Genomic DNA, 23,129 nt, shown 5'->3' with positions numbered 1-23,129 from the left:
TATACTGAAACTACTATAGGGAGAGTGTATGTATGAAAAGAATGACCAAGTTGACGTTGCTTATGCTGATTGCTTTTTCTGTAATGCTTGCGGGTTGTGGCAACGGAGATAAGAGTGGAAGTCCTGTCAAAACAGACGGCCAAGGTGGCGGAGAGGCTGCTGCAGGAGACAAAACCATAAAAATCTTTCAATTCAAAGTCGAAATTGCGGAAGCGCTTAACCGTCTCAAAGCGGAGTATGAATCCTCTCATCCAGGCATCAAGTTGGACATTCAGACCGTGGGTGGCGGCAGTGACTACGGCGCTGCATTGAAAGCCAAGTTCGCTGCTGGCGAACAACCGGACATCTTTAACGTTGGTGGTTATCGTGAACTGGACACATGGCTCGAATACCTGGAAGATCTGTCAGGTGAAGCATGGGTAAAAGATGTGCTTGATGTTGCCAAAGAGCCAATGACCAAAGACGGCAAACTGTATGGACAGCCGCTGGCATTGGAAGGCTATGGCTTCATTTATAACAAAGATCTCTTCCAAAAAGCAGGTATCACTGAAATTCCAACGACACTGGAACAATTGGATCAGGCTGCACAGAAACTTCAAGCCGCAGGAATTACCCCGTTCTCCAATGGATATCAGGAATGGTGGGTACTCGGCAATCATAACGTAAACGTGGCATTTGCGAATCAGGCAGATCCGGTGAAATTTATTCAAGGTCTTAACGAAGGTACGGAGAAAATCCCTGGCAATCAGGTGTTCACGGACTGGATGAACTTGCTCGACTTGACGCTGAAATACAGCAACAAAAACCCGCTGACAACCGACTACAACACACAGGTAACCCTGTTTGCCACTGGAGAAGCAGCGATGATGCAGCAAGGGAACTGGACACAGGTACAAATTGATGGCATTGATCCTAATCTGAATCTCGGCATTCTGCCGATGCCAATTACGAATGAACCGAACGACAAATTGTTTGTTGGTGTACCGAACTACTGGGTTGTGAACAAGAATTCGCAAGTGAAACCGGAAGCGAAAGAGTTTCTGGAATGGCTCGTGACATCTGACATCGGGAAACAGTATATGACCAAAGAATTCAAGTTTATCCCGGCTTTCAGTTCCATTCAGGCATCTGAAGAGGATCTGGGTGACCTCGCAACCGATATCATGAAGTACAGCCAGGAAAACAAAACATTAAGCTGGAACTTTAACCGTTTCCCTGAAGGCGTTCCGCAAGAATTCGGTAGTACGATTCAGGCTTATGTGGCAGGTAAATCGGACAAAAAAGCTCTGCTTGATGCATTGCAGCAAAACTGGGATAGTCTGAAAAAATAACTAATCCAGATTAACCCTCCGTATAAGTAAATAGTGCTGTTCCAAGCTTGAATGGTTATCCACATACTAGTATCCACAGGCTAATGGAGCCATTCGCACATAATTTGGATGAGTAGCCAACTCAAATAGGTCAATCAGAATTTTATTCTGGTTGACCTATTTTTTAGTTGTGGGACTCCGCTAGCGCAGATCGGAAGAATAGCATGAGATAATGCTCCTGAAATGTGGATAACCTCATCATATATAGAGGCTCAAGCCTATTTAACACAGAGTTAATACTATATGTGGATACCCTGTGTGTACAATGCTCTAAATGTGGACAAGTCCGAGAAATTTGGGGCAAAGATCACTTTTTGTTAACTATATAACTTGCGTTTGTTTAATTAGTACTATATAGTTCTATTTATGACAAATCAAAAATCGATCTCGGGTTCTGTGAAATCCAAAAGTTCCAATCCGGTTAATCGGACCAAGGCAGTCGAAGTAGCTGCTCAGTTATTTTTGCGTCAGGGATACAGCTATGTCAGCATGGATGAGGTCGTGCGGGCAAGCGGGGTATCCAAATCGAATATCTATTACCATTTCAAAAACAAGGAGGAATTGCTCCAGGCCGTGGTGCAGTACTGGATTGCCCAGTATGAATCGGAGCTCTACCTGCTGCTCAGTCAGCGTGAACGAGAGGTTACAGAACGGATCTATTCGTTCATGGCGTTACTGTCCGCAGGCATGGAAGGGCGGGATTATAAAGGAAGTTGTCCGTTTATTACATTGTATATGCAGACACCAGCCAGCGCACCCGAAGTGAAAGAAAGTATAGCCCGTTTCTTCCGTGAGCTGCAGCCGATGATGGAAAAGCTGTTGCAGCAAGGGGTGGATCGTGGCGAATTTCGTAAAGGGATTGAGCCTGGACCCGCGGCTGCATTATTTATCGCTGCATTCGAGGGTTCACTTGTACTCGCGGAGACTGCGCGTGATATAGGGATTATTGAACAATCAGCACGTACATTTTGTCAGATGCTTCGGTAAACGAAGCTCTTTTTTTAAATATTACTAGTACTATATAGTACTAAAATAAATAGGGATAAAAGGGAGAGAGATTAGAAATGAGTATACATAATTCATCATTATCAAATGCAGAACGTAAGACTGACCTCAATCCAGCTATGAACAACATGGCGACTGAATCAACGACTATTTTGATGACGGGCAGTACCGGATTTATAGGCAAGGAGGCAATGAAACAACTTGGAGACAGTGAAGCGCAGTTATTACTGCTTGTACGCTCTGAATCCAAAGCGAGGATGGTTCTGAATGCATATGGAGTAACGGATTTCAGCCGAATAACGTATATTCAGGGGGATTTGTCAGCTCCAGGCCTCGGTCTGACCAAAGCTGATCGTGAGCGTGCTCATCAGGCCAATATCATAATTCATGCAGGTGGGACGATGGATGTCACATTGCCACCGAAGGTGGCAGAACAGATTTTTATGAATGGAGCAAGAGGCATGGCCGAACTGGCCGAAGAAATCCAGCGTACACACGGATTGAGGCACTTTATCCACGTGGTTGGTTTTATGAGTCCCTATGGAAGGAAGGATTCTCCGCCCATATCTTCAACGAATGAAGATGTTGGGGATAAGTCGAGCGGGCAGAAGTCATTGATTAGCAAAGCCTTCCATTCGGAAAGTGCTTATGAACATATGAAATTCGAAGCCGATCGTTATATTCGACAGCATGCAGAACAACATTCGTATGTCTTATCTGTTGTAAACCCGAGTACAATCGTGGGTCCATATCCCACTGGAGCAACCGAACAAACGGGCGGAATTGGCATGATGATACAGGCGATGAGAAGGCGTAGAATGCCGGTGATTCCCGGTGGTCTACAGCACTGGCTGCCCCTCGTATCCAATGACGTGGTTGCACAGACCCTTGTTTTCCTGACTCAGGACAGCAATCCATCCGGCGGCACATATCCCCTGTTGTCCAGAAAAGCGGACAGTCCGGATATGAAGGAAATGATTCGGTTACTAGCGGCGGAGTTGGATGTATCTGCACCTCGATGGTCAGTACCCCTGCCCATGATCCATGCAGCGATGAAGGCTGGTGGCACAAAGATTAGCGGAATACCGCCCGAATCAATCGCGTTTATTACCAAACAGGAGTTTGAAGTGCAGCAAACGGAGCGGTTGTTTCAGCGAATGGGACTAAAATTGCCTGAAGTTAGTGAGTTATTACCTTACGTAACAGCTGATTTGGATTATCGTTTCAGCTATCCTGCACAGGAGGATTTGCCTCAGGGTTGGACTCGAACACGTAAGGGAAGTCTTGCGGTGCTGGTCCATGAGGGCAAGGGGGAGCCTTGGGTGATTGTTCATGGTTTGATGAGCAGTGCTGACGATATGATCCCGCTGGGAGATGCGTTATGGAGTATGACGGGAAACCCGATATGGCTTGTCGATCTTGCCGGATTTGGGCGTTCTCCGGTTCATCGGAACAAGGTAAGAGGGACGGCCTTCAAAGGGCAGGTCGAAGGGGTGCGAAGTGTGCTGGATGAGATACAAGGTCCGGTCAAACTGGTAGGACATTCTGTTGGGGCAGCCATAGCCGCGGCGGTGATGCAGGAGAGTGGACGTGAAAATATCCAGCTTGCCATGCTGCAGCCCGTATGGGGAGCCTCGAAAGATGGTATGCAGCGCCTAATATCAAGACTCCCGAGAAGAATGCTGCAAGGACTGTTATCTCGGATGTCTCCACAGCAATTGGCTGGGCAGTTAAAAAGAGCAGAGGCTGCGGGGATCAATCCAACCGTGCTGGAAGGTTATGCGAGGAGATCTTCTTCTGGTATGAAGTCTCCCCGCATCGCAGGAGCGAATGCTGATTTGCTCCACTGGATACAGTCCCATCCAAATGATAAAGTGTCACAGACAAGTGCAGATGCGCAGCGCACAATTATGGTTTGGGGGACAAACGATAAGGGATACTCGCGCCCCGAAAATATCCATTCATCTGTTCAACGTGTGGAACTTCCCTATGGGCATCACTTTCCCCTGTTTCATGTGGAAGAAACAGCTTCACTGCTTGTGAAATGGCAAATGAAGAGATGGTAAGCAAAGAAACGAAGTTTGCGTTCCCGAAATTACAAAATATTTAGGTCACTCGATAATAAAATGTTAAATTATATTACACATACAGTTAGATAAACGGAATGAAAACGTTATTTTCACTGCCATTTATACTTGTCGCACAATAAAACGATGCTCATTTTGGCAAGGCAGTACATTGTGACCCTCTTCTGAACTGCGATAGACTTGATTTCAAGATCAACAGCTAAGAGGAGGATGTGTACGATGCCACTTCAAAAAACGTTATTGGCACTGGACGCGCTGGACAGCGCTTATGTAAATGGTGAAAGTGTAAAGCAACTATTTGTTCAATATCCACAAGTTTCCGTTGAAGTGCTGACCGTACAAGGTGAAAAGGGAAGTACGGATTTTGTTAAAATCATCATCCCTGGTACAAACGGCAAGTTGTCAGGAGGGCAGGCCCCGACCATGGGGATTGTCGGACGACTGGGTGGAATCGGCGCCCGTCCAACACGCATTGGACTCGTTTCGGATGCAGATGGCGCCGTCGCTGCTGTCGCAGCAGGACTGAAACTCGCCGATATGCAGACCAAGGGTGATTCGCTCAAAGGTGATGTCATTGTGACTACGCATATCTGTCCGGATGCCCCGACTCTTCCGCATGAACCGGTGGATTTTATGGACTCTCCGGTCGACATTTTGCAGATGAACGAACATGAGGTTCTGCCAGAGATGGAAGCTATTTTGTCCATTGATACAACCAAAGGAAACCGGGTGATTAACCATAAAGGCATCGCCATTTCGCCCACGGTGAAAGAGGGATATATTTTACGGGTGAGCGATGATTTGCTCCGAATTATGGAGATGACCACAGGGCAGCTGCCTGTGACCTTCCCGATTACGACGCAGGATATTACGCCATATGGCAATGACTTATACCATATCAATTCCATTTTACAGCCAGCTGTGGCTACACATGCACCTGTTGTAGGCGTAGCCGTAACCGCTCAATCCGCAGTTCCGGGATGCGGCACAGGAGCGAGCCATGAGGTTGACATTGCAAGCGCAGTTCGTTTGGTCGTGGAGACAGCCAAGGAATTCACGAATGGCACCTGTTCTTTCTACAATGTGGAGGAATATAACCTGATTACTCGTCTGTATGGATCAATGAAAGTACTTCAGACACCAGGAATCCAGGCAGCTCCGTCTGCATAGTTTAGTCGAGAAGGTCACGGTTGAAGCGGCAGTTAAAAATAATGCTGTGGACATACGTGGCTTCTACAGCCGATCTGATATGTAGGAGGCTATAACATGACCAAGCAGCTAGGCATGATTACGATTGGACAAGCTCCACGAACCGATGTTGCGCCTGTCTTAGAAAAGTACCTGGAGGGGCGGGCGGAACTCCTTCAGGTCGGGGTGCTGGACGGACTGTCGGCAACTCAGATCGCTGCGCTGGCCCCGGAATCGGGTGAATATGTGTTGACTTCCCGTCTGCAGGATGGCAGTGCAGCTATCGTATCCCGTGAAAAAATCAGACCGATGCTGAATCAAAAGATTCGTGAATTCGAAGCCATGGGTGTCTCCAATATTCTGCTGCTGTGCACAGGTTCCTTTCCGGGTCTGCGTTCAGCTAAAGTGCACCTTATTGAGCCTGATCGTATTATTCCTCCAGCCGTACAGGCCATGGCCGATGGCCGCCGTCTGGGGCTTATTGGACCTTTGGCAGAGCAAGCGGGACAGCTTGATTTGAAGTTTTCCTCCCTGGTCCAGCCTGCGTTTGCAGCTGCTTCTCCCTATACATCCGGTGAGGATGAGTTTCGGCAGGCGACGGAATCATTAAAGGGGCGTGTTGAACTCATTTTACTGGATTGCATGGGGTATGATGAGCGCCACCGTCAATGGGTTGCCAATGCCAGCGCAGGAATCCCGGTCATTTTGTCGAATGCTCTAATGGGTAAACTAGTAGCGGAAATGGTCTGACACAGGAGGAGACGAACAAATGAACCAGCAACGAATTGACGTCAGTAAAAATGTTTTGGTGGAATGCCTTGGACTTCGCAGTGGTGAGACACTGGCTGTCGTAGCGGATGATGCCAAGAGAGAACTGGCCGAATCCATATATGAGGCAGGCAAGGCATTGGGAGCAGATGCGGTGCTTATGGTGATGAAGGAACGGAGCAAATCCGGTGAAGAGCCGCCTGCGCCGATTGCCGAAGCGATGAAGCGTGCAGATGTCGCGGTATGCGTAACCCGTTATTCACTAACCCATACGCAGGCGCGTAAACAGGCGGCAGCTGCGGGAACTAGGGTAGCTACGATGCCGGGCATGACGGATGATATGTTCATGAACGGTGCCATTACCGCAGAATATCCCAAAGTGAAGGCTTTGACAGATAAGGTCACTGCCATGCTGAGTGCAGGGAGAAATGTCCGTATCGAGAAAGATGGACACCAGCTGTCATTCTCCATTCAGGGACGTAACGGCGTGCCAAGCACAGGTATGTACCTCAATCCAGGTGAGTCCGGCAATTTGCCTTCCGGTGAAGCTTACATCGCCCCCGTTGAAGGTATTGGAGAAGGTGAAATCCTGGTGGATGGCTCAATTGCAGGAATAGGTGCGATCGGTGAACCTGTTCTATTGACGGTTAGAGAGGGCCGCCTTGTTACGGCAACTGGCGCTGAAGGAGACAAGCTGTTATCCATGCTGGGCGAAGGTGATGGTCGAATTCTTGGCGAGTTCGGCATTGGCACCAATGACAAGGCTCGAATTACAGGTGTTGTCTTGGAGGACGAGAAAGTCTACGGTACGATTCATGTTGCTTTTGGAAGTAACAATACCTTCGGTGGCACAGTCGCAGCAGGTGTTCACATTGATGCCGTTGTGCAGAAGCCGGATGTGTACATTGATGATGTGTTGATTATGCGTCAGGGAGAGCTGCTCGATCAATAATAGAGCAGAATATTCAAGGGATAACCTTGTGGATCAAAAAAAGGGTATGAGAGCGTATGCACAACATATCCACAGTGGGGACCAATGCGTAAATTACGCGGTAGATTTAGCGACAAATACACAACATATTCACAATATATAAAGAGATATCCACATAATTGGGGGTAACTATCAACAGTTTGTGGGTAACATATACACAAGATATCCACAGCCTGGGGAGGAATGCCGATGTTGGGTCTTATCAGAGTGATTACACTTCATCATGAAGAAGATATCCACAGACACGGGGCATTGATTGAAGGACGTTATGGCATTCAGGTTCGGAGTCGCTGCATTCCCGATCAACCGCTGGGGGTATATGATCAGGCCACAGAGCTTGAATCGATTCCCAAAATTGTGGATCTGGCACGAAAACTGGCACAGGAAGGCTGTACCTCTATCGGTATCAGTTGTGCAGCCGATCCGGCTCTTGCAGAAATGCGTGCCGCAGTTCACATCCCCGTCTATGGTGCTGGCTCATGTGCTGCACATCTTGCGCTCACATCAGCGGCGCGTGTTGGTGTATTGACCATCCTAGAGGAAGTGCCCCTGCTGATCCGAGGAATACTAGGTGATGCTTATATCGGGATGGATCGTCCTGAAGGTGTGGTAACCACGCTGGATCTCAACACGCCTCAGGGGCGAATCGCGGCTATGGAAGCTGCCAGAAGACTCAAGGCGAAGGGTGCTGAGTCCATCGTTCTTGCGTGTACTGGTTTTGCAACGATGGGTTTCGCCGTGGAATTGGAAAAAGGACTGCATATCCGGGCGCTTGACCCGATCTATTCATTGGGAGCAGCCGTGTCTGCGTTGAATATCTGATCTATGGAATGCCGAGTGTGGGTATTGAATGATTTTATATTTGGGTTGATTTGATTTTGACGCCGATGCAGTGTGGATAACTGCATCGGCGTTATTTGTGTTGGATAAGGTTATCGGGGCTCTTGGAATAGCATGGCGCAGTGTGCTAGGATCATGGGCATAATTTTTTCTGTTTTCTGATGTGAAGCGATAAAGTAATGAATTTATTTTCCATGCCATCAACTTCTACTAACAACGTATTATTATTGCTGTAATTTATAGAATCAATATATATCATACGTATATCACAGAAATTCCCGTTTTTTTTGATTAGATAGTCTGGTAAACTATCCAAAAAAATTAGATACAGTATGCAAAAATGATTTGCAAATCTGGCTCAGGGTGGTCGATAGGCTTGAAAACGACAGGTATAACACTAAAAGAACTGTTGAATATTCCTATACTCAGCAAGGCCAAAGTCATTAGTGGGCACCAAGGATTGGATCGGGTTGTACGGTTCGTGGATATTATGGAGGTGCCGGATCTGCAAGGATGGTTGCGAGAAGGCATGCTTATGCTGACGACAGCCTATTCGATTCGTGATAATCCCGGCTTGCTCGGAGAACTAATCTATACGCTTAATGAAGCAGGGGCGGCTGCTTTGGCCATCAAGCCTGCGCGTTTTCTCAAAGAAATCCCGAAAGAAGCCGTTGCAGCCAGTAATGACTGTGGTCTGCCCATCATTGAAATTCCTCCGGAGATACCCTACATGGATATTACGCAACCTGTTATGGAATTGGTACTGGATCGACAGGCCGCACTTCTCCGTAGGTCAGAGGAAGTATATCGGACACTGATGACAATGGTACTTGAAAACAGCGGAATTCAGGCGGTGGGGGACAATGTCGCCGAGCTGCTTCAGGCACCTGTGGGTGTTATCGACAATGCTGGTCAGATGATTGTGTCTTCACCGCCGGATTATGACTGGAAAGAAGCGGTGGACCCACTCGTATGGGAGATAAATCTGGATCGGCGGAAGGTTGCCCGACTGCTGGTGGACAAGGACTCCCTGGATGAAATGGAACAAGTCGGCATTGAGCAAGCCAGATTAGTATTATCCCTGGAATTGATGAGAAACAAGGTGGCGGAAGATACCGAATTACGTCTTCGAGGCAATTTCATTGACGAACTGCTGACACCGCCTCTGCTGTTGCCACATGAAGCCGAATCAAGAGGCCGCAAGCTTGGCATGAATCCGGAGCATTTATGGGAAGTAGCTGTGATGGAAGGGGAGACTGCTCCGGATGAAGACCTATTGACCGAATTGCTTGGTCAGGAGGCCAGAAAACGGAGGGTAGCGCCTCATATTGAGTTTCGGACCAACAGGGCAGTGCTCTTCTTGCCAACACCGGAGTCCCGGGATACGACATGGAAGGATGACGTTCAATCCTGGTCTGATACGATTGGGCTATGGCTCGAAGATCCGGCTAACAAGCTTGGACAATTCAGGACAGGCGTAGGCACCCAGGTTCCACTTTGGAATATGCATCAAAGCTATGGCGAGGCCAGAAATGCACTGCTGGTATCCTCCCGCTTGTCGGGTGGGCGTACAACCCGGTTTGAGGATGTGGAGGTATATCATTTGTTGAGCGAAACGGCGAATGAACCAGGTTTTGCGGCATTGTTTGAGCGGAAACTGGGGAAATTGCGTGCTTATGATGATGAACACAGTGGGGATTTGCTGCGTACGTTTTTTTATTATCTGGAGAGCCGGGGCAGCTTGATCGAGACAGCAAATCGCCTCTATATTCACCGGAATTCCGTGAAATACCGACTGGAGCGAATACGGGATATTACGGGCTTCGACCTGAATCATCCGCGTGAACAATTTGTCTGTCATCTGTGTCTTGTGTATTACTACATGAAGCAGGATAAACAAGAGGTGCAGGTCCGCCAATCGGATACTCTCTTCTACAGCAAAATCAACAAAGGATGATATGGTAGATATAGGTCGAAAAATAGCGAAATATGTCTTAGGGCGTAATTTAACATGACATAAATAGGAGACATTAGTGCACAATCGACAAACGGTTGTGCTTTTTTTTAGCTAAAAGGGACGTAGTTCGACGCTCGGATTCTAGGTAAAATAAGCACAATTACAAAGAAGAGACGGATAATCAGACAAGTTTTCAAGACTGGGCCGTCCACAGAGAACCGTAAAACAGCAAGTGAGACATCAGAGTTAAAGGGGTTGATTGATTGTTTGCTTACACGCTCCGAAGGCTGCTGCAGATGATTCCGGCGCTGATCGGCATTGTGGTGATTACCTTCATCCTGTCCCGTGTTCTTCCGGGAGATCCCGCCATTGTCATGGCTGGCGAACAGGCCACGGATGATGTCATTGCCAAAATCCGAATGGACATGGGATTGGACAAGCCATTATTTGTACAGTTTTTTAGTTACGTGGGACAGTTGCTTCAAGGGAATCTGGGATTCGCCTACCATACCGGTCATACGGTACTGAGTGATTTCGCTACCCGCTTTCCGGCAACCATTGAGCTGACATTAGCCAGTGTGATTATAGCCATCTGTGTTGCGATTCCGGTAGGCATTATCGCTGCAACCCGAAAAGAGTCCTTTATCGACCACATCTCCAGGGTGTTCTCACTGATTGGAGCATGTGTACCGATTTTCTGGCTGGGACTGCTGTTTATTTACATCTTCTATTCCATCCTCGGCTGGGCTCCAGCTCCAATGGGACGCATCAGCGGAGACCTCAACCCACCGACGCATATCACCGGATTGTACGTGGTAGACAGTCTTATGACCGGAGATATGGTTGCACTCAAAAGCAGTCTTGCTCATTTGCTGCTTCCGGCCATATGCCTGAGCACAGGGACAATGGCGATTGTGGCGCGTATGACCAGGTCCAGCATGCTGGAAGTCATCGGACAGGATTATGTACGTACCGCACGAGCCAAGGGCTTGAGCGAAACCGCGGTCGTTGGCAAACACTCCCTGATCAATGCCTTGATTCCCACGTTGACCGTTCTTGGCCTGCAGTTTGGCGGATTACTCGGTGGTGCGGTTATCACGGAAACTATCTTTTCCTGGCCCGGTGTCGGCGGTTATGTTACAGATTCGATTCTGGCTGCCGACTATGCACCAATTCAGGCATTCACACTGGTAAGTGCCATTCTGTTCAGCTTTATAAATCTGGCGGTGGATCTGGTCTATGGATTGATTGATCCACGAATCCGTTATGAATAGGGTCGCCGCGAAAGGAGGAGTACCGCTGTGAGTACTGCCGCACCGACTTCCATGGGAACCAAACCTGCACCAGCGGTTGTTCCCAAACCCAAAACCTTTCTGAGATTGTTGCTCCGCAATCGGCTCGCTGCTATTGGTCTAGCCTTTATAGTCATGTGGACTGTCATCGCAGCTATTGCCCCCTGGATTGCCCCTTATGATCCGTACGTGACGAATACGGCTGTGAAGCTGGAATCCCCATCAGGTGGTCACTGGTTTGGTACGGATAACTATGGTCGTGACATTCTGAGTCGTGTTCTGTATGGCGCCAGAATCAGCATCTGGACAGGCTTGATTGCCGTCAGCATCTCGTTTGTCATCGGGGTTCCGCTAGGCGGAATTGCTGCTTACTACGGCGGACGTACTGGCAATATCATCATGCGGGTGATGGATGTGTTGCTTGCATTTCCCTCGCTGGTACTCTCCATGGCAATTGCGGCTTCCATCGGCAACGGACTGACGAGTGCCATGATTGCTGTAGGGATTGTAGGTATTCCCGAATTTGCCAGATTGATGTATGGGCAGACCGTATCCCTGCGCGAAAAGGAGTACGTTGAGGCCAGCAGAGCCATTGGTGTCAGAGACAGAGTGATTCTGTTTCGCCATATTTTGCCGAATGCTTTGGCACCGCTGTTGGTACAAGCCACGCTTGGTATGGGCTTTGCCATCCTGACGGCATCCAGTTTGAGCTTTCTCGGTCTTGGTGTCAAACCGCCTACAGCCGAATGGGGGGCCATGATCTCTGAAGGTCGGGAGTATATCATTTCTGGACAATGGTGGCTCGTGACATTCCCTGGACTGGCTATAGCCACATCCATTCTTGGCTTTAACCTGCTCGGAGATGGTTTCCGTGATGTACTGGACCCAAGGTTGCGTTCGGGAAAATAGGGGTTAGTGTCATCGGTCCCTATAGAACCGATTCATAGATAGCTGGATGGTGGAACCAACTTGCGGGGAATGCCTGAAATAAAGGCAGGCAAGGTTCCATCACCGGCAGTAGGCAGATTGAATGCTGCTGTGGTTGGTATCAGGAAATGGGTAATTTGCTTTCCAAGGTACTGGTCCACGCATTTACTTTGTCTAATAAAAGCTGCAACGTTTTACAGTAACACATCATAAGACTGGTTCAAAAAGGGGAGGAAACTAAAAATGAAAAAGCTCAAATGGTTTTCTGCAATGATTGCTCTTACCGTTGTTCTTGGTGGCTGTGCCAGTAATGCCAACCAGCAACCTGCGGCATCCGGCTCAGGAGAGGAAACAAAACCCGCGCCAACACTGACGGTTGCTTACTCTGAAGGTGGAACCACGATGGACCCGGCGGAGGCGAATGACCTGACCTCGGATACATTGGTACTGGCAACCTATGACCAGTTGGTAACCTATGGTGTCAAAACGGTGGATGGTGCTGATGTAGCCAACACGGAGGATATTCAGCCTATGCTCGCCGAGAGCTGGGAATTGTCTGATGACAATACAACGTATACGTTCAAAATCAAAAGCGGTCTGAAATTCCAAAGTGGAAATCCGGTCAATGCGGATGCGGTTGTGTACTCTTTTGACCGTGTATCCAAGTCCAGCTCCGGCAGCTTTCTATACGGAATGGCCGACATCAAGAGCGTGACCGCAAAGGACGACTCCACCGTCGAGATCGTACTGAATAAAGCAAACCACATGTTCACCCAGATCATTGCCATGTATACCTTCTCCATTGTGGACCAGAAGTTGGTCGAGGAAAAAGGTGACGATTATCTGAAAACAAATGCTGCGGGATCAGGCCCGTTTACACTTGAAAAATGGGACCCGGCCAGTGAAGCGGTCTTCCAGGCCAACAACGACTACTGGCAGGGAGCACCGAAACTTAGCAAAGTCACGCTGAAATTCACGAAGGAAGCCTCCAACCGTGTTCTGCTGTTGAACAAGAGTGACGTGGACATGGCTATCGAGATTCCTCCAAAAGATGTTGCAGCTTTGCAGGAGAACAGTAATTTGACCATCAAGTCGAATGCGAGTAACCGCATTTTGTTCTTCGCGATGAACAACAATGTCAAACCGTTTGATAATGAAAAAGTGCGTCAGGCCATCAACTATGCGATCCCTTATGACCAATTGATCAACGATGTCATGTATGGTCAGGCCAAAGAGATGAAGAGTGCTGTAGCAAGTAACACACCAGGTTTTACCGATGCAGGCTATGTGTACGAGTACAATCTGGACAAAGCCAAGGAATTGTTGAAAGAAGCAGGTTATGCAGAAGGGTTCAGCTTTGACTTTACACTCGGTTCCGGATTTGACGATTGGGAGTATGATGCGGTTCTGATTCAAGCAGAACTGGCCAAGATCGGTGTCAAAATGAACATTAACAAAGTTGCTCGTGCGCAGTTCCTGGAACAACAAAAAGACGGGAATTTAGTCTCTTACATTTCCAAATGGACTTCTTTTGTTAACGATCCTGGATACCATTTGGGCTTCCTGCTCTACGGTGAAGGCTCTTCCAACTACATTCATTACAATAATGCGGAAGTTAACAAACTGTGGGAAGAAGCAGGCGCCGAACCGGATCAGGCGAAACGCAACGAGCTATACATGAAGGCACAGGAGATTATTACGACAGAAGCGCCATGGGCGTATCTATATGAATACAACCGGGTTGTCGGCATGAATAACAAGGTCAGCGGATACGTGTATTACCCGGATGAGGTTCTGCGTTTCTACCCACTTAGCAAAGAGCAGTAAACGAACGGACGATTTGGGGGACAGGCAGTCATGCCTGTCTTCTGACGATTCGTACTGACCACAATACAGCCCATATTGAAGGGAGTCTGAACAGGATGGATTGGAAAAGGAAGGTACTTGATGCAATCGAGGAAGGCCAAGATGAATTACTGGAGCTCTGTTCACAACTGATTCGTTTTCCGACGGAGAACCCTCCAGGGGATTCACGTGAGATCAGCGCTTTTATTATCGAATATCTTCATCAGGCCGGAATCGACACCAAAGTACACGCGGCAACGGAAACGATGTTTAACCTGATCTCCACGTTGAACGGAGAAGGTGCGGACAAGTCAGACAAACATCTGATTTTTTGTGGTCATACGGATGTTGTGCCAGCCGGGGATCTTTCTCGTTGGGATTTTGATCCGTTCTGCGGTGAAATCAAGGACGGATATATGCTTGGACGCGGGGCATCCGACATGAAAGGTGGGCTTGCCGGCTTAATCTTTGCGACGGTTATTCTGGCAAAGTTGAATGTGCCTTTGCGCGGAGATCTGTCGTTAATGATTGTTCCGGATGAAGAAACAGGCGGTGACCTGGGAGTACCTTGGGTTCTGGAACGTGGTCTTGCAACCGGAACTGCCGCAGTAATTGCAGAGCCATCCAGCCCGCAGCATCCAACCATTGGACAAAAGGGGAGCTGCTGGTTTGAGTTTACGGTGGAAGGTACACCGGGTCATGGCAGTCTTCAACCCATTGTAGGCGATAATGCGATTGTGAAGGCAGCCAAAGGCATTGAAGCATTGCAGCGTCTATGGGACATCAAGCCAGACATCCCTGAAGAGGTGAAGGATATTATCCGCATCTCGCAGGAATATGCGCGTGATCGGGAGAAGGCAGGTCTGGCCTATCAGGTGTTCGACCATGTAACAGTGAATATCGGTTCGATTCAGGGTGGAACCAAGGTGAATGTGGTAGCGGATCGGTGCACTGTCCAGGTGGACTCCCGTGTTCCATTTGGTGTGGATTACCGCGATGTATTGGACCGTGCTCGCTCACTTCTGCTTGAAGCAGGAATAGAGTCGGAGCTAAAGCCGTTTGGCTTCCAGGGCAACGCAAACTGGACTCCAGCGCATGAACCAATTGTGAGCCAACTGGTGGAGAGTATCAGTGAAGTGAGCGGCGAAGAGGCTTACGGTGTGCTGCAATGGGCATCCAGCGATGCACGCCACTTCCGTAATCATCAGATTCCGGTACTGCAATATGGTCCGGCAGAGCTGTCCACGATTCATAATTTTAATGAAAAAGCACCTGTATGGCAGATTATCCAGTGCGCTAAAGTATACGCGCTGAGCGCGCTTAAATATTTGGGCGTGGAAGGTATGGAAGATGAGACGTCATTGAAGAATTTGAATGGTGCGGCTTCCGAAGAAGCCACGACGTCCAAGCGCTAATTCTTTTTAAAAGGAGCAAAGTTAAAGGTTCAGAACGTAATGGCATGGGAGGGGAACAACATGACTGAACTGCTCGAAGTTTCGGATTTGCGGACAGAGTTCATCACGGATGCAGGCGTAATCCGTGCCGTGGACGGGATCAGTCTTTCCATACGGCAGGGTGAAACGCTGGGTATTGTCGGAGAATCGGGATGCGGGAAAAGTATTACATCGTTATCGATCATGCAGCTGCTCCCCAAAAAGATCGGCCGCGTGGCGTCAGGGGAAGTCCGTTTCCAGGGGAAAGACATGCTTAAGCTGTCTGGGCGTGAAATTCGCCGAATTCGGGGTAACCGAATGGCTATGATTTTTCAGGAGCCGATGACCTCACTCAATCCGGTATTCAAAATCGGCAAACAAATCTCGGAAGCGGCACGATACCATCTGAAGCTGGGCAAAAAAGAGGCTTGGGCACGGTCGGTTGATATGCTTCGCAAAGTCGGCATTCCCCGTCCTGACAAAATTGCAGAACAATACCCGCACCAGCTCTCAGGTGGCATGCGCCAACGGGTGATGATCGCCATGGCGATGGTATGCAGCCCGCAGCTGCTCATCGCAGATGAACCAACAACAGCCCTGGATGTGACCATCCAGGCACAGATTCTGGACTTGATGCGTGACCTCCAGCGGACGGAGAATATGGCAATCATGATGATCACTCATGATCTTGGTGTTGTAGCTGAGATGTGTGATCGCGTCATGGTGATGTATGCCGGGCAAGTGGTGGAAGAGACGGATGTCAAAACCCTTTTTGCCGATCCCAAGCATCCATATACTCGCGGTCTTTTGGCTTCGCTGCCGCAGCTTGCGGGTGATCAGGATCGTCTTCAATCTATTCCAGGTCAGGTACCGAACCCCGCCCATATGCCGTCCGGCTGTCGCTTTGCTCCTCGTTGTCCGGTGAAGGAAGCACGGTGCGAGACAATACAACCTGAATTACTGGAGACAGCACCAAGTCATAGCTGTCGCTGTCTGCTGCAACAGGAGGGGATTATATGAGTGCGATATTGGAAGTCAGAAACCTCAAGAAGCATTATCCTATCCGCAAGGGCCTGTTCTCCAAACAGGTCGGTGCCGTCAAAGCCGTCGATGGTGTAACGCTGTCTGTGGAGCGCGGGGAAACACTCGCTGTGGTTGGAGAGTCCGGTTGCGGAAAATCCACCATGGGACGTGCCATCTTGCGTCTGATTGAGCCGACGGATGGCGAGGTGTTCTTCGAAGGCAAGGATGTACGGAAGCTTCCGCCAGAAGAGCTGCGCCGTTTCCGTACGGATATGCAGATGGTGTTCCAGGACCCATACGCTTCACTGGATCCGCGCTGGACGGTACAGCGCACACTGGAGGAGCCGCTGCTCACCCACCATAATCTAAAAAAAAACGAGTTGAAAAGCCGAATCGAAGAACTGATGGAAGTGGTCGGATTATCCCCCTATCAGGCACACCGCTTTCCGCACGAGTTCTCGGGTGGACAACGCCAACGGATCGGGATTGCCCGTGCTCTCGCTTTGAATCCCAAGTTCATTGTGTGTGACGAGCCCGTGTCAGCGCTGGATGTGTCGATTCAGGCACAGGTGCTGAATCTGATGCAGGATCTACAGGAACAATTCGGACTGACGTATATGTTCATCTCTCATGACCTGTCCGTTGTTAAGTTCATCAGTGATCGTGTGGCTGTCATGTATCTGGGCAAAGTGGTCGAGCTTGCCCCCACCTCCGAACTGTTCACCGAGGCGCTGCATCCATATACCAAAGCATTGATGTCCGCTGTTCCGGTTCCTGATCCGAATGTGCAAAAGGAACGGATCGTCCTGGGTGGCGATGTGCCCAATCCGGAAAATCCACCGTCCGGCTGCACGTTTCATACTCGTTGTCCGTATGTGAAGGACGAATGCCGCTCCGTTATTCCGGAGCTGCGGGAGATTTCACCAGGACGTCAGGTGGCATGTCATTTGTATTAGAGTGATTATTTGAACTGAAAAATACGATCAGAAAATGCAAACAAACTCCAGTTTACTTGGGTTCTGTTTGCGTTTTTCTTTTTTTATCTTCTCTGCTGTCTTTATTTCTGACGGTAGCATCTACATATTAAGAAATGGGTAAAAATTTTTCTCCCTTCAACCGATATAAACACAGAGAATGCAACATGAAATGTAATTATTCACGATCAAGATGACTATAAAAAAGCTTCTATTGAAACTGAAGACAAGAAGGGTATGAAAACATCTATGGATGAGGAAGTTCAAATTCAATACATTAATTTCTCGGTCGGAAATCAGATTTGTGCGCTTCGTATTGATGAAGTTCATGAAATTATCAAAATGCTCCCAGTAACCACCGTTCCTTTTGGCAGTCCTGAGATTAAGGGTTTCACGCCCTTGTACGGCAAAGTGGTCTCTGTTGTAAGTGTACGCGTCCTGCTCGGCTTGCCTGACGAGGAGACTACACCTTCCACTCGTATCATTGTTGTGCCGTACCACGACGATTATGTACCGCTCGTCGTCGATTCCGTGGATTCCGTGGTGATGTATGATCGGTTTGAAGAGCCTACAGAAGAATATCGTCGTTACACAACGGGAATATTTAAGGAAATCGCACACAATGACGATCATGAAGCCGGTATTCTTAATTTGGATGTATTGCTCGGTAATTTAACCAAATCGCAGTAAACGCACTCTGAAATGTTATATACAAAGCACATAACCGCTTGATTATAATAATGCTCCTTACCCCTTTGTGGGGATGAGGGGCATTTTTTATTGTGATCACCTTATCCTTAATGCAATGACGCGGTGTGTTTCACCTTTTAACAGGCATACATAATATAGTATGAAGTGGTTTGAAGATGGTTTTTTGAAGTAATGTAGCACTTTTTATCCGTAAAAGTTTTTAAATCCGAGCATTTTCGTATATGATGGAGAGTAACAATGCGAAGGGATGACGGGAGACTGTAATGATGCAATCGCTGTATGGAGTATGGCTTGGTGACGTATTTTTTTGTTTTTCCGGTGAAACATCGGAACCACGTGTGGATGCGTGGAGCCACGTGGTACGGAAGCTGAATTTTGGCGACGGGGGTCGTCTGTTTCAGCCTGCCGCTCTGCGTCTTGCGGAGCTTCGTTGGCCCAATCCGATGCGTAATGCCGCGGAAGCGAAGGGTACGAAGCGACGTCAATTGCTCGGACGGACGTTGGAAGGGCTCGCAATCTCGCCCAAAGATACATTCAAGCTGCTGCTCCATTGGGACGACAGTATATTGAATGCGGCAGGAATTCAGGCCGGAGAAGAGATTCGCTACTGGGTAAAAGCAGCACAGTTTACACAGGAACTGCTGCTGCGCGGAGAATTTGCTCCGTCCGCTGAGTTTGCGGCCAAGACGGGGGCGCGTCGTCGCACCGGACAGGAAACGCTGACAGGTGTATGGCGTCCACGTCTGTTGCAGGAAGCGGATGTAGAACGATTCCGGGAGTTGGCGGAATCTATGCCGCCGATCGGATTGTCTGCTCCCGGAGCATACGCATCTTCTGAACCGGAATCACGGGAGGAAGCGGGAGCGGCCGTATTATTTTCATTTATGAGCGGGATGATTCATGCGGTTGTCACGGGTGAGATGGAAAGCATGGACAGTGAGCTGTCTCGTTACCGCACGCCATTCCGGCGTGGGTCCTCTCCGGTAGCAGAGCTGTGGTGGAATAGTCTGATCTCGATGTTCCGCCCGGTGACGGTGCAGGGACCTACGGAGGAAATGGCAGAACTCATTGTAACGCTGCAAGAAGCTGGCGGTACAGCGAAACCCGTGGTAGGCAGTGAAGAAACGGCTCCTACGGAAGGTGAGCTGAAGCTGGTACTGCGGCTGGAACCGCCCCTTGGTGATCATGAATCATTGTGGGGGATTACCTTCTGGGCAGACAGTGTGCAGGAATCTGGCCTGAGATTGCCTGCACGTACGATCTGGGCACATCCGGAACGAGATCTGGACCGAGGCAAAGTACGTTATATTTCAGCTGCAGAACAGCTCCTGATGGCGCTGGGGCATGCATCAGAACTGGCACCGGAGCTGGAAACGGCGCTTCTTCATGCACGACCGGAAGGAATGAAGCTGGAACAGCAAGCCTTTTTTGAATTTTTGACCTACGCTGTGCCTCGTCTGCAGAAGGCGGGAGTAACCGTGTTAATGCCTTCCCGCTGGAGCCGTGCAGGGAAACGCCGCGCTGGACTACGTCTGCAAATGCTCAATCGTGGAATAGAAAGACCGGTTGGGGCCCCGTCTGCACTGGGTATGGAGCAGCTGGTTGCCTTTAAGGCAGAACCGATGCTGGACGGAAAACCTGTTACGGCGGAGGAGCTGGCTGCCCTTGCAGAAGCAACGGTACCTTATGTGATGTTCCGCGGCGAATGGATTGAAGTGGATACAAAAGAGATTCGTCAGGTTCTGCGTTATATGAAAAAAGAAGAAGAACAATATATGCCACTCTCCGAATGGCTGCATCTGGCAGCGGAAGAAGGCGAAGATACGGCATGGAAGGGGCTTTCCGTCTTTGGTGCGGAATCCGAGGGGCTGCTATCCTTTTTGCTCGACGGACAGGTGCTCCGCAGTATTGAGCCTCGGCAGGTTCCGGCAGAGCTGCATGGCGAGTTGAGACCTTATCAAGAGCGCGGGTACCAATGGTTATCCGCCATGCGTGAGCTTGGGTTCGGAGTATGTCTTGCCGATGATATGGGACTGGGGAAAACGATTCAGGTTATTACCTGCCTGCTGGACTTGAAACATGAGGAACAGCAAGCCGCGGCGGAGGAAGCACGTGAGCACGAAGCGTTTATGGGGATGGAAGAAGAATCCGCGAACGTTGAACAGCCGCACGTGCATGATGCGCATCTGCCTGCACTTATTGTGTGCCCTACCTCGCTGCTTGGGAACTGGCAGCGTGAGCTGAAGCGGTTTGCCCCGAATCTGTCGTTATATATTCACCATGGCGGACAACGGTTGCACGGCAATGCCTTCCAGGCAGAAGCGCAGTCCCATGATATTGTGCTGACGACCTATCATCTGGCTGGCCGGGATGGCCCGGATCTGGCTTCGTTGCACTGGTCTACCGTTGTGCTGGATGAGGCGCAATATATTAAAAATTATCGTACAAAGCAAGCGCAAAGCGTCATGCGTCTGTCTACGCCGCATCGCATAGCGATGACGGGTACGCCAGTGGAGAATCGACTAAGCGAACTGTGGTCCATTTTCCAATTCCTCAATCCGGGGTATCTGGGTACGGCTTCTTCATTCCGCCAGCGCTATACCGGACTGGGCCCATCCGAAGAAAATGCAGCTTCTTTGCGTGAACTTCATCGGCTTGTATCGCCTTTTATGCTGCGCAGGCTGAAAAGTGATCCGGATATCCGCAAAGATCTACCGGAGAAGCTGGAACTGAAATCCTATTGTTCCCTGACACCAGAGCAGACCGTTCTGTATCAGCGGGTGGTGGATGATCTAATGGGCGGATTGGATGGACGAAACGGTATCGCCCGTAAGGGAATTGTTTTGTCATCCCTGACCAAGCTGAAGCAAATCTGTGATCATCCGGTGCTGGCGGACAGCAGCCGGAAGGAACATGGCAAGGCTGAGGCATCCGGCAAAATGGAACGTCTTCTGGAATTGGTGGATGCGATCCGTGACAACGGGGAGTCGGCGCTGATTTTCACTCAGTATGTGGCGATGGGGGAACTGCTCGTATCCCGGCTTACACAAAGGTATGAGGAAGAACCGTATTTCCTGCATGGCGGTGTTTCGAAATCGCAAAGGGATGATATGGTGGAAACCTTCCAAAAAGGGGAGGGCCCATCCTTGTTTGTCCTGTCTCTTCGTGCCGGGGGTGTAGGCCTGAATCTGACGCGTGCCAGTCATGTCGTTCATTACGATCGCTGGTGGAATCCTGCGGTGGAGAATCAGGCGACAGACCGGGTATTCCGAATTGGGCAGAATCGAAACGTACAGGTGCATAAGCTGATCTGTCAGGGTACCCTGGAGGAACGGATTGATGAGCTGATTGAGAGTAAAAAGGCACTTTCTGAGCAAGTGGTCGGTTCTGGTGAGAACTGGTTGACCGAGATGTCGGATGATGAACTGCGCGGTCTGATCTCGCTTCAGGGCGAGACATGGCTGTAAGTTGCTATATAAGTTCAACTAATGAATATTTACACTGGCACTCCGATGACAGAACAACCTTCCGATCGCTGTTATCCCCAGATTTCTTTAATTCCTTTATAAAAGGGGAAATCCGGGGATAGCGTATGCTTCCGATGTAGCTTTCTTTCAGAAAGCTTTTAGGCGAACGCTTTGCTTCTTCAGGTTATTTCTGTCCTCTCCGTTATTGTGTAAATGTTTAGTTAAACATATATAGATACACACTCACATACATGCAGAGTGTAATGATAGGAAGGGGGATTGTTGTGAGCGAAAAATGGAATCTAGAGCTGCATATGTCCCCCGGTGGATGGACAGCAGAAGTAAGTGCGGCGTCTGATGCAAGCAAAGAGGTATTAGCCGCCGCGGGCAAGACTGAATCAGCCGAAGGCTTGTTCACGGTAACAGGCACGCTGCAGCAGTTCAGTGAAGCTGAACGCGAGGCTGTGCTGGCACAGCTGCGCAAGCGTCCGCTGGCGCTGTACGCGCTGCTGCGCGGCGGCCCTGCCCCGGCGGAGCTCGCCGGGCTGCTGCCCGCTGCGCCAAGCGAGGCTGAGCTTGGCACAGCCGCTGGCGGCTCGCTTAGCGCTGGCGGCGCAGCGACGTGCACCTGCGGCCGCCCGGGCTGCGCGCATGCCGCGGCCGCTGAGCGCGCCGTTGCAACGCGCTTCGCGGCCGAGCCGCTGCTGCAGCTGGCGCACGCCGGCCTGCCGCGCGAAGCACTGCTCGCCGGCGTGCTGGGATCATGGGCGGAAGAACTCGCCCATGATCCCAGCGGCCCCGGCCGCGCAGCCGAAACGGCCGGCCGCCCGCAGGCGCGGGGCGGCGAAGGCGGCGCAGCCGTCGGCGAGTGGATCGCCGAGGCAGCCGCGGACGGCGCCATGCACCAGCCGGGGCCTGGTTTCGGCGCCGTGAAGGTGCGGCTGGCGCAGCCGGGGAAACCCCCGGCAACGCCGGAACTGGCGGCGCTGCTGCCAGGCGTGCCTGCCACCGCAGGGCTGGCATTGATCCGCGAGCGCGTAGCTGCGCGGATGTGGGAGGCTGTCCAAAAGAAGAAGAAGGACAGCCCGGCAACCAAATGATGCATCATTCAGAGCGGGGGGAGATCTTAGATCATCCCCCGCTTGTTTGTGATGTGCATCGGCATAATCCTTTTTATCCAAAATGGATATATACATTTCTAATTCGCTTCTATGGCGTTGAACCTTGGGATAGGGCTCTAAAAGTCCAAAA

General features: G+C 49.8%; 18 protein-coding genes. 17 read left to right on the top strand and 1 reads right to left on the bottom strand.

Annotated elements, in window-relative coordinates:
* Window positions 1–32 precede the first annotated feature (32 nt).
* The 10 genes from CRO25_RS16955 to CRO25_RS16910 all read left to right on the top strand — a co-directional run bounded on the left by CRO25_RS16955 (window position 33) and on the right by CRO25_RS16910 (window position 12,407).
* Window positions 33–1,331: an ABC transporter substrate-binding protein gene (locus CRO25_RS16955; protein ID WP_063567993.1), complete on the top strand. Its 1,299-nt coding sequence runs from the start codon at window positions 33–35 to the stop codon at window positions 1,329–1,331.
* 405 nt (window positions 1,332–1,736) lie between these two features.
* A complete protein-coding gene (locus CRO25_RS16950; protein WP_072734898.1) occupies window positions 1,737–2,357 on the top strand; it encodes a TetR/AcrR family transcriptional regulator in 621 nt (206 codons plus the stop codon).
* Window positions 2,358–2,434: 77 nt separating this feature from the next.
* Window positions 2,435–4,441 carry an alpha/beta fold hydrolase gene (locus tag CRO25_RS16945; protein WP_079695784.1) on the top strand — a complete coding sequence of 669 codons (2,007 nt, stop codon included), beginning with the start codon at window positions 2,435–2,437 and terminating at the stop codon, window positions 4,439–4,441.
* Window positions 4,442–4,681: 240 nt separating this feature from the next.
* Window positions 4,682–5,632, top strand: coding sequence for a DUF1177 domain-containing protein (locus CRO25_RS16940; RefSeq protein WP_072734897.1), 951 nt, complete (start codon window positions 4,682–4,684; stop codon window positions 5,630–5,632).
* Window positions 5,633–5,728: 96 nt separating this feature from the next.
* On the top strand, window positions 5,729–6,400 hold the full coding sequence (locus CRO25_RS16935; RefSeq protein ID WP_064642548.1) for an AroM family protein: 672 nt from the start codon (window positions 5,729–5,731) through the stop codon (window positions 6,398–6,400).
* 19 nt (window positions 6,401–6,419) lie between these two features.
* Entirely contained in the window at window positions 6,420–7,370 is a 951-nt protein-coding gene (locus CRO25_RS16930; RefSeq protein WP_063567989.1) for an aminopeptidase, read from the top strand.
* 228 nt (window positions 7,371–7,598) lie between these two features.
* Window positions 7,599–8,231 (top strand): aspartate/glutamate racemase family protein, encoded by a 633-nt coding sequence (locus CRO25_RS16925; RefSeq protein ID WP_079695783.1) that lies wholly within the window; start codon window positions 7,599–7,601, stop codon window positions 8,229–8,231.
* Window positions 8,232–8,625: 394 nt separating this feature from the next.
* Window positions 8,626–10,206 (top strand): PucR family transcriptional regulator, encoded by a 1,581-nt coding sequence (locus CRO25_RS16920; RefSeq protein ID WP_079695782.1) that lies wholly within the window; start codon window positions 8,626–8,628, stop codon window positions 10,204–10,206.
* Between the two features lie 263 nt (window positions 10,207–10,469).
* Entirely contained in the window at window positions 10,470–11,480 is a 1,011-nt protein-coding gene (locus CRO25_RS16915) for an ABC transporter permease (RefSeq protein WP_170867904.1), read from the top strand.
* A gap of 51 nt (window positions 11,481–11,531) precedes the next feature.
* The gene (locus CRO25_RS16910) at window positions 11,532–12,407 is read left to right on the top strand and encodes an ABC transporter permease (RefSeq protein WP_063568004.1); all 876 of its coding nucleotides are present in this window, start codon (window positions 11,532–11,534) and stop codon (window positions 12,405–12,407) included.
* A gap of 32 nt (window positions 12,408–12,439) precedes the next feature.
* Here CRO25_RS16910 and CRO25_RS33410 read toward each other — a convergent pair whose 3' ends face one another.
* Window positions 12,440–12,586 carry a hypothetical protein gene (locus tag CRO25_RS33410; RefSeq protein ID WP_179132200.1) on the bottom strand — a complete coding sequence of 49 codons (147 nt, stop codon included), beginning with the start codon at window positions 12,584–12,586 and terminating at the stop codon, window positions 12,440–12,442.
* 82 nt (window positions 12,587–12,668) lie between these two features.
* Between CRO25_RS33410 and CRO25_RS16905 the strand changes: the two genes are divergently transcribed.
* The 7 genes from CRO25_RS16905 (at window position 12,669) to CRO25_RS16875 (ending at window position 22,978) form a co-directional block, all read left to right on the top strand.
* Window positions 12,669–14,252 (top strand): ABC transporter substrate-binding protein, encoded by a 1,584-nt coding sequence (locus tag CRO25_RS16905; RefSeq protein ID WP_079695781.1) that lies wholly within the window; start codon window positions 12,669–12,671, stop codon window positions 14,250–14,252.
* A 95-nt stretch (window positions 14,253–14,347) separates the two neighbouring features.
* Entirely contained in the window at window positions 14,348–15,685 is a 1,338-nt protein-coding gene (locus tag CRO25_RS16900) for a M20 family metallopeptidase (protein WP_256863668.1), read from the top strand.
* A gap of 60 nt (window positions 15,686–15,745) precedes the next feature.
* Window positions 15,746–16,723 (top strand): ABC transporter ATP-binding protein, encoded by a 978-nt coding sequence (locus CRO25_RS16895; RefSeq protein WP_072734891.1) that lies wholly within the window; start codon window positions 15,746–15,748, stop codon window positions 16,721–16,723.
* Window positions 16,720–17,682 (top strand): ABC transporter ATP-binding protein, encoded by a 963-nt coding sequence (locus CRO25_RS16890; protein ID WP_079695780.1) that lies wholly within the window; start codon window positions 16,720–16,722, stop codon window positions 17,680–17,682. The genes CRO25_RS16895 and CRO25_RS16890 overlap by 4 nt, the downstream gene beginning before the upstream one ends.
* Before the next feature lie 267 nt (window positions 17,683–17,949).
* Window positions 17,950–18,390, top strand: a complete 441-nt coding sequence (locus tag CRO25_RS16885; protein WP_176854689.1) for a chemotaxis protein CheW — start codon at window positions 17,950–17,952, stop codon at window positions 18,388–18,390.
* A 284-nt stretch (window positions 18,391–18,674) separates the two neighbouring features.
* The gene (locus tag CRO25_RS16880) at window positions 18,675–21,878 is read left to right on the top strand and encodes a DEAD/DEAH box helicase (RefSeq protein ID WP_079695779.1); all 3,204 of its coding nucleotides are present in this window, start codon (window positions 18,675–18,677) and stop codon (window positions 21,876–21,878) included.
* A gap of 284 nt (window positions 21,879–22,162) precedes the next feature.
* The gene (locus CRO25_RS16875) at window positions 22,163–22,978 is read left to right on the top strand and encodes a hypothetical protein (protein WP_079695778.1); all 816 of its coding nucleotides are present in this window, start codon (window positions 22,163–22,165) and stop codon (window positions 22,976–22,978) included.
* Window positions 22,979–23,129: the final 151 nt, after the last annotated feature.

It is taken from the genome of Paenibacillus sp. RU5M (assembly GCF_900221055.1).
Taxonomy (GTDB): Bacteria; Bacillota; Bacilli; order Paenibacillales; family Paenibacillaceae; genus Paenibacillus; species Paenibacillus marchantiae.
The sequence above is the reverse complement of the archived record's forward strand: the minus strand, read 5'-3'. Positions and strand labels throughout refer to the sequence as shown.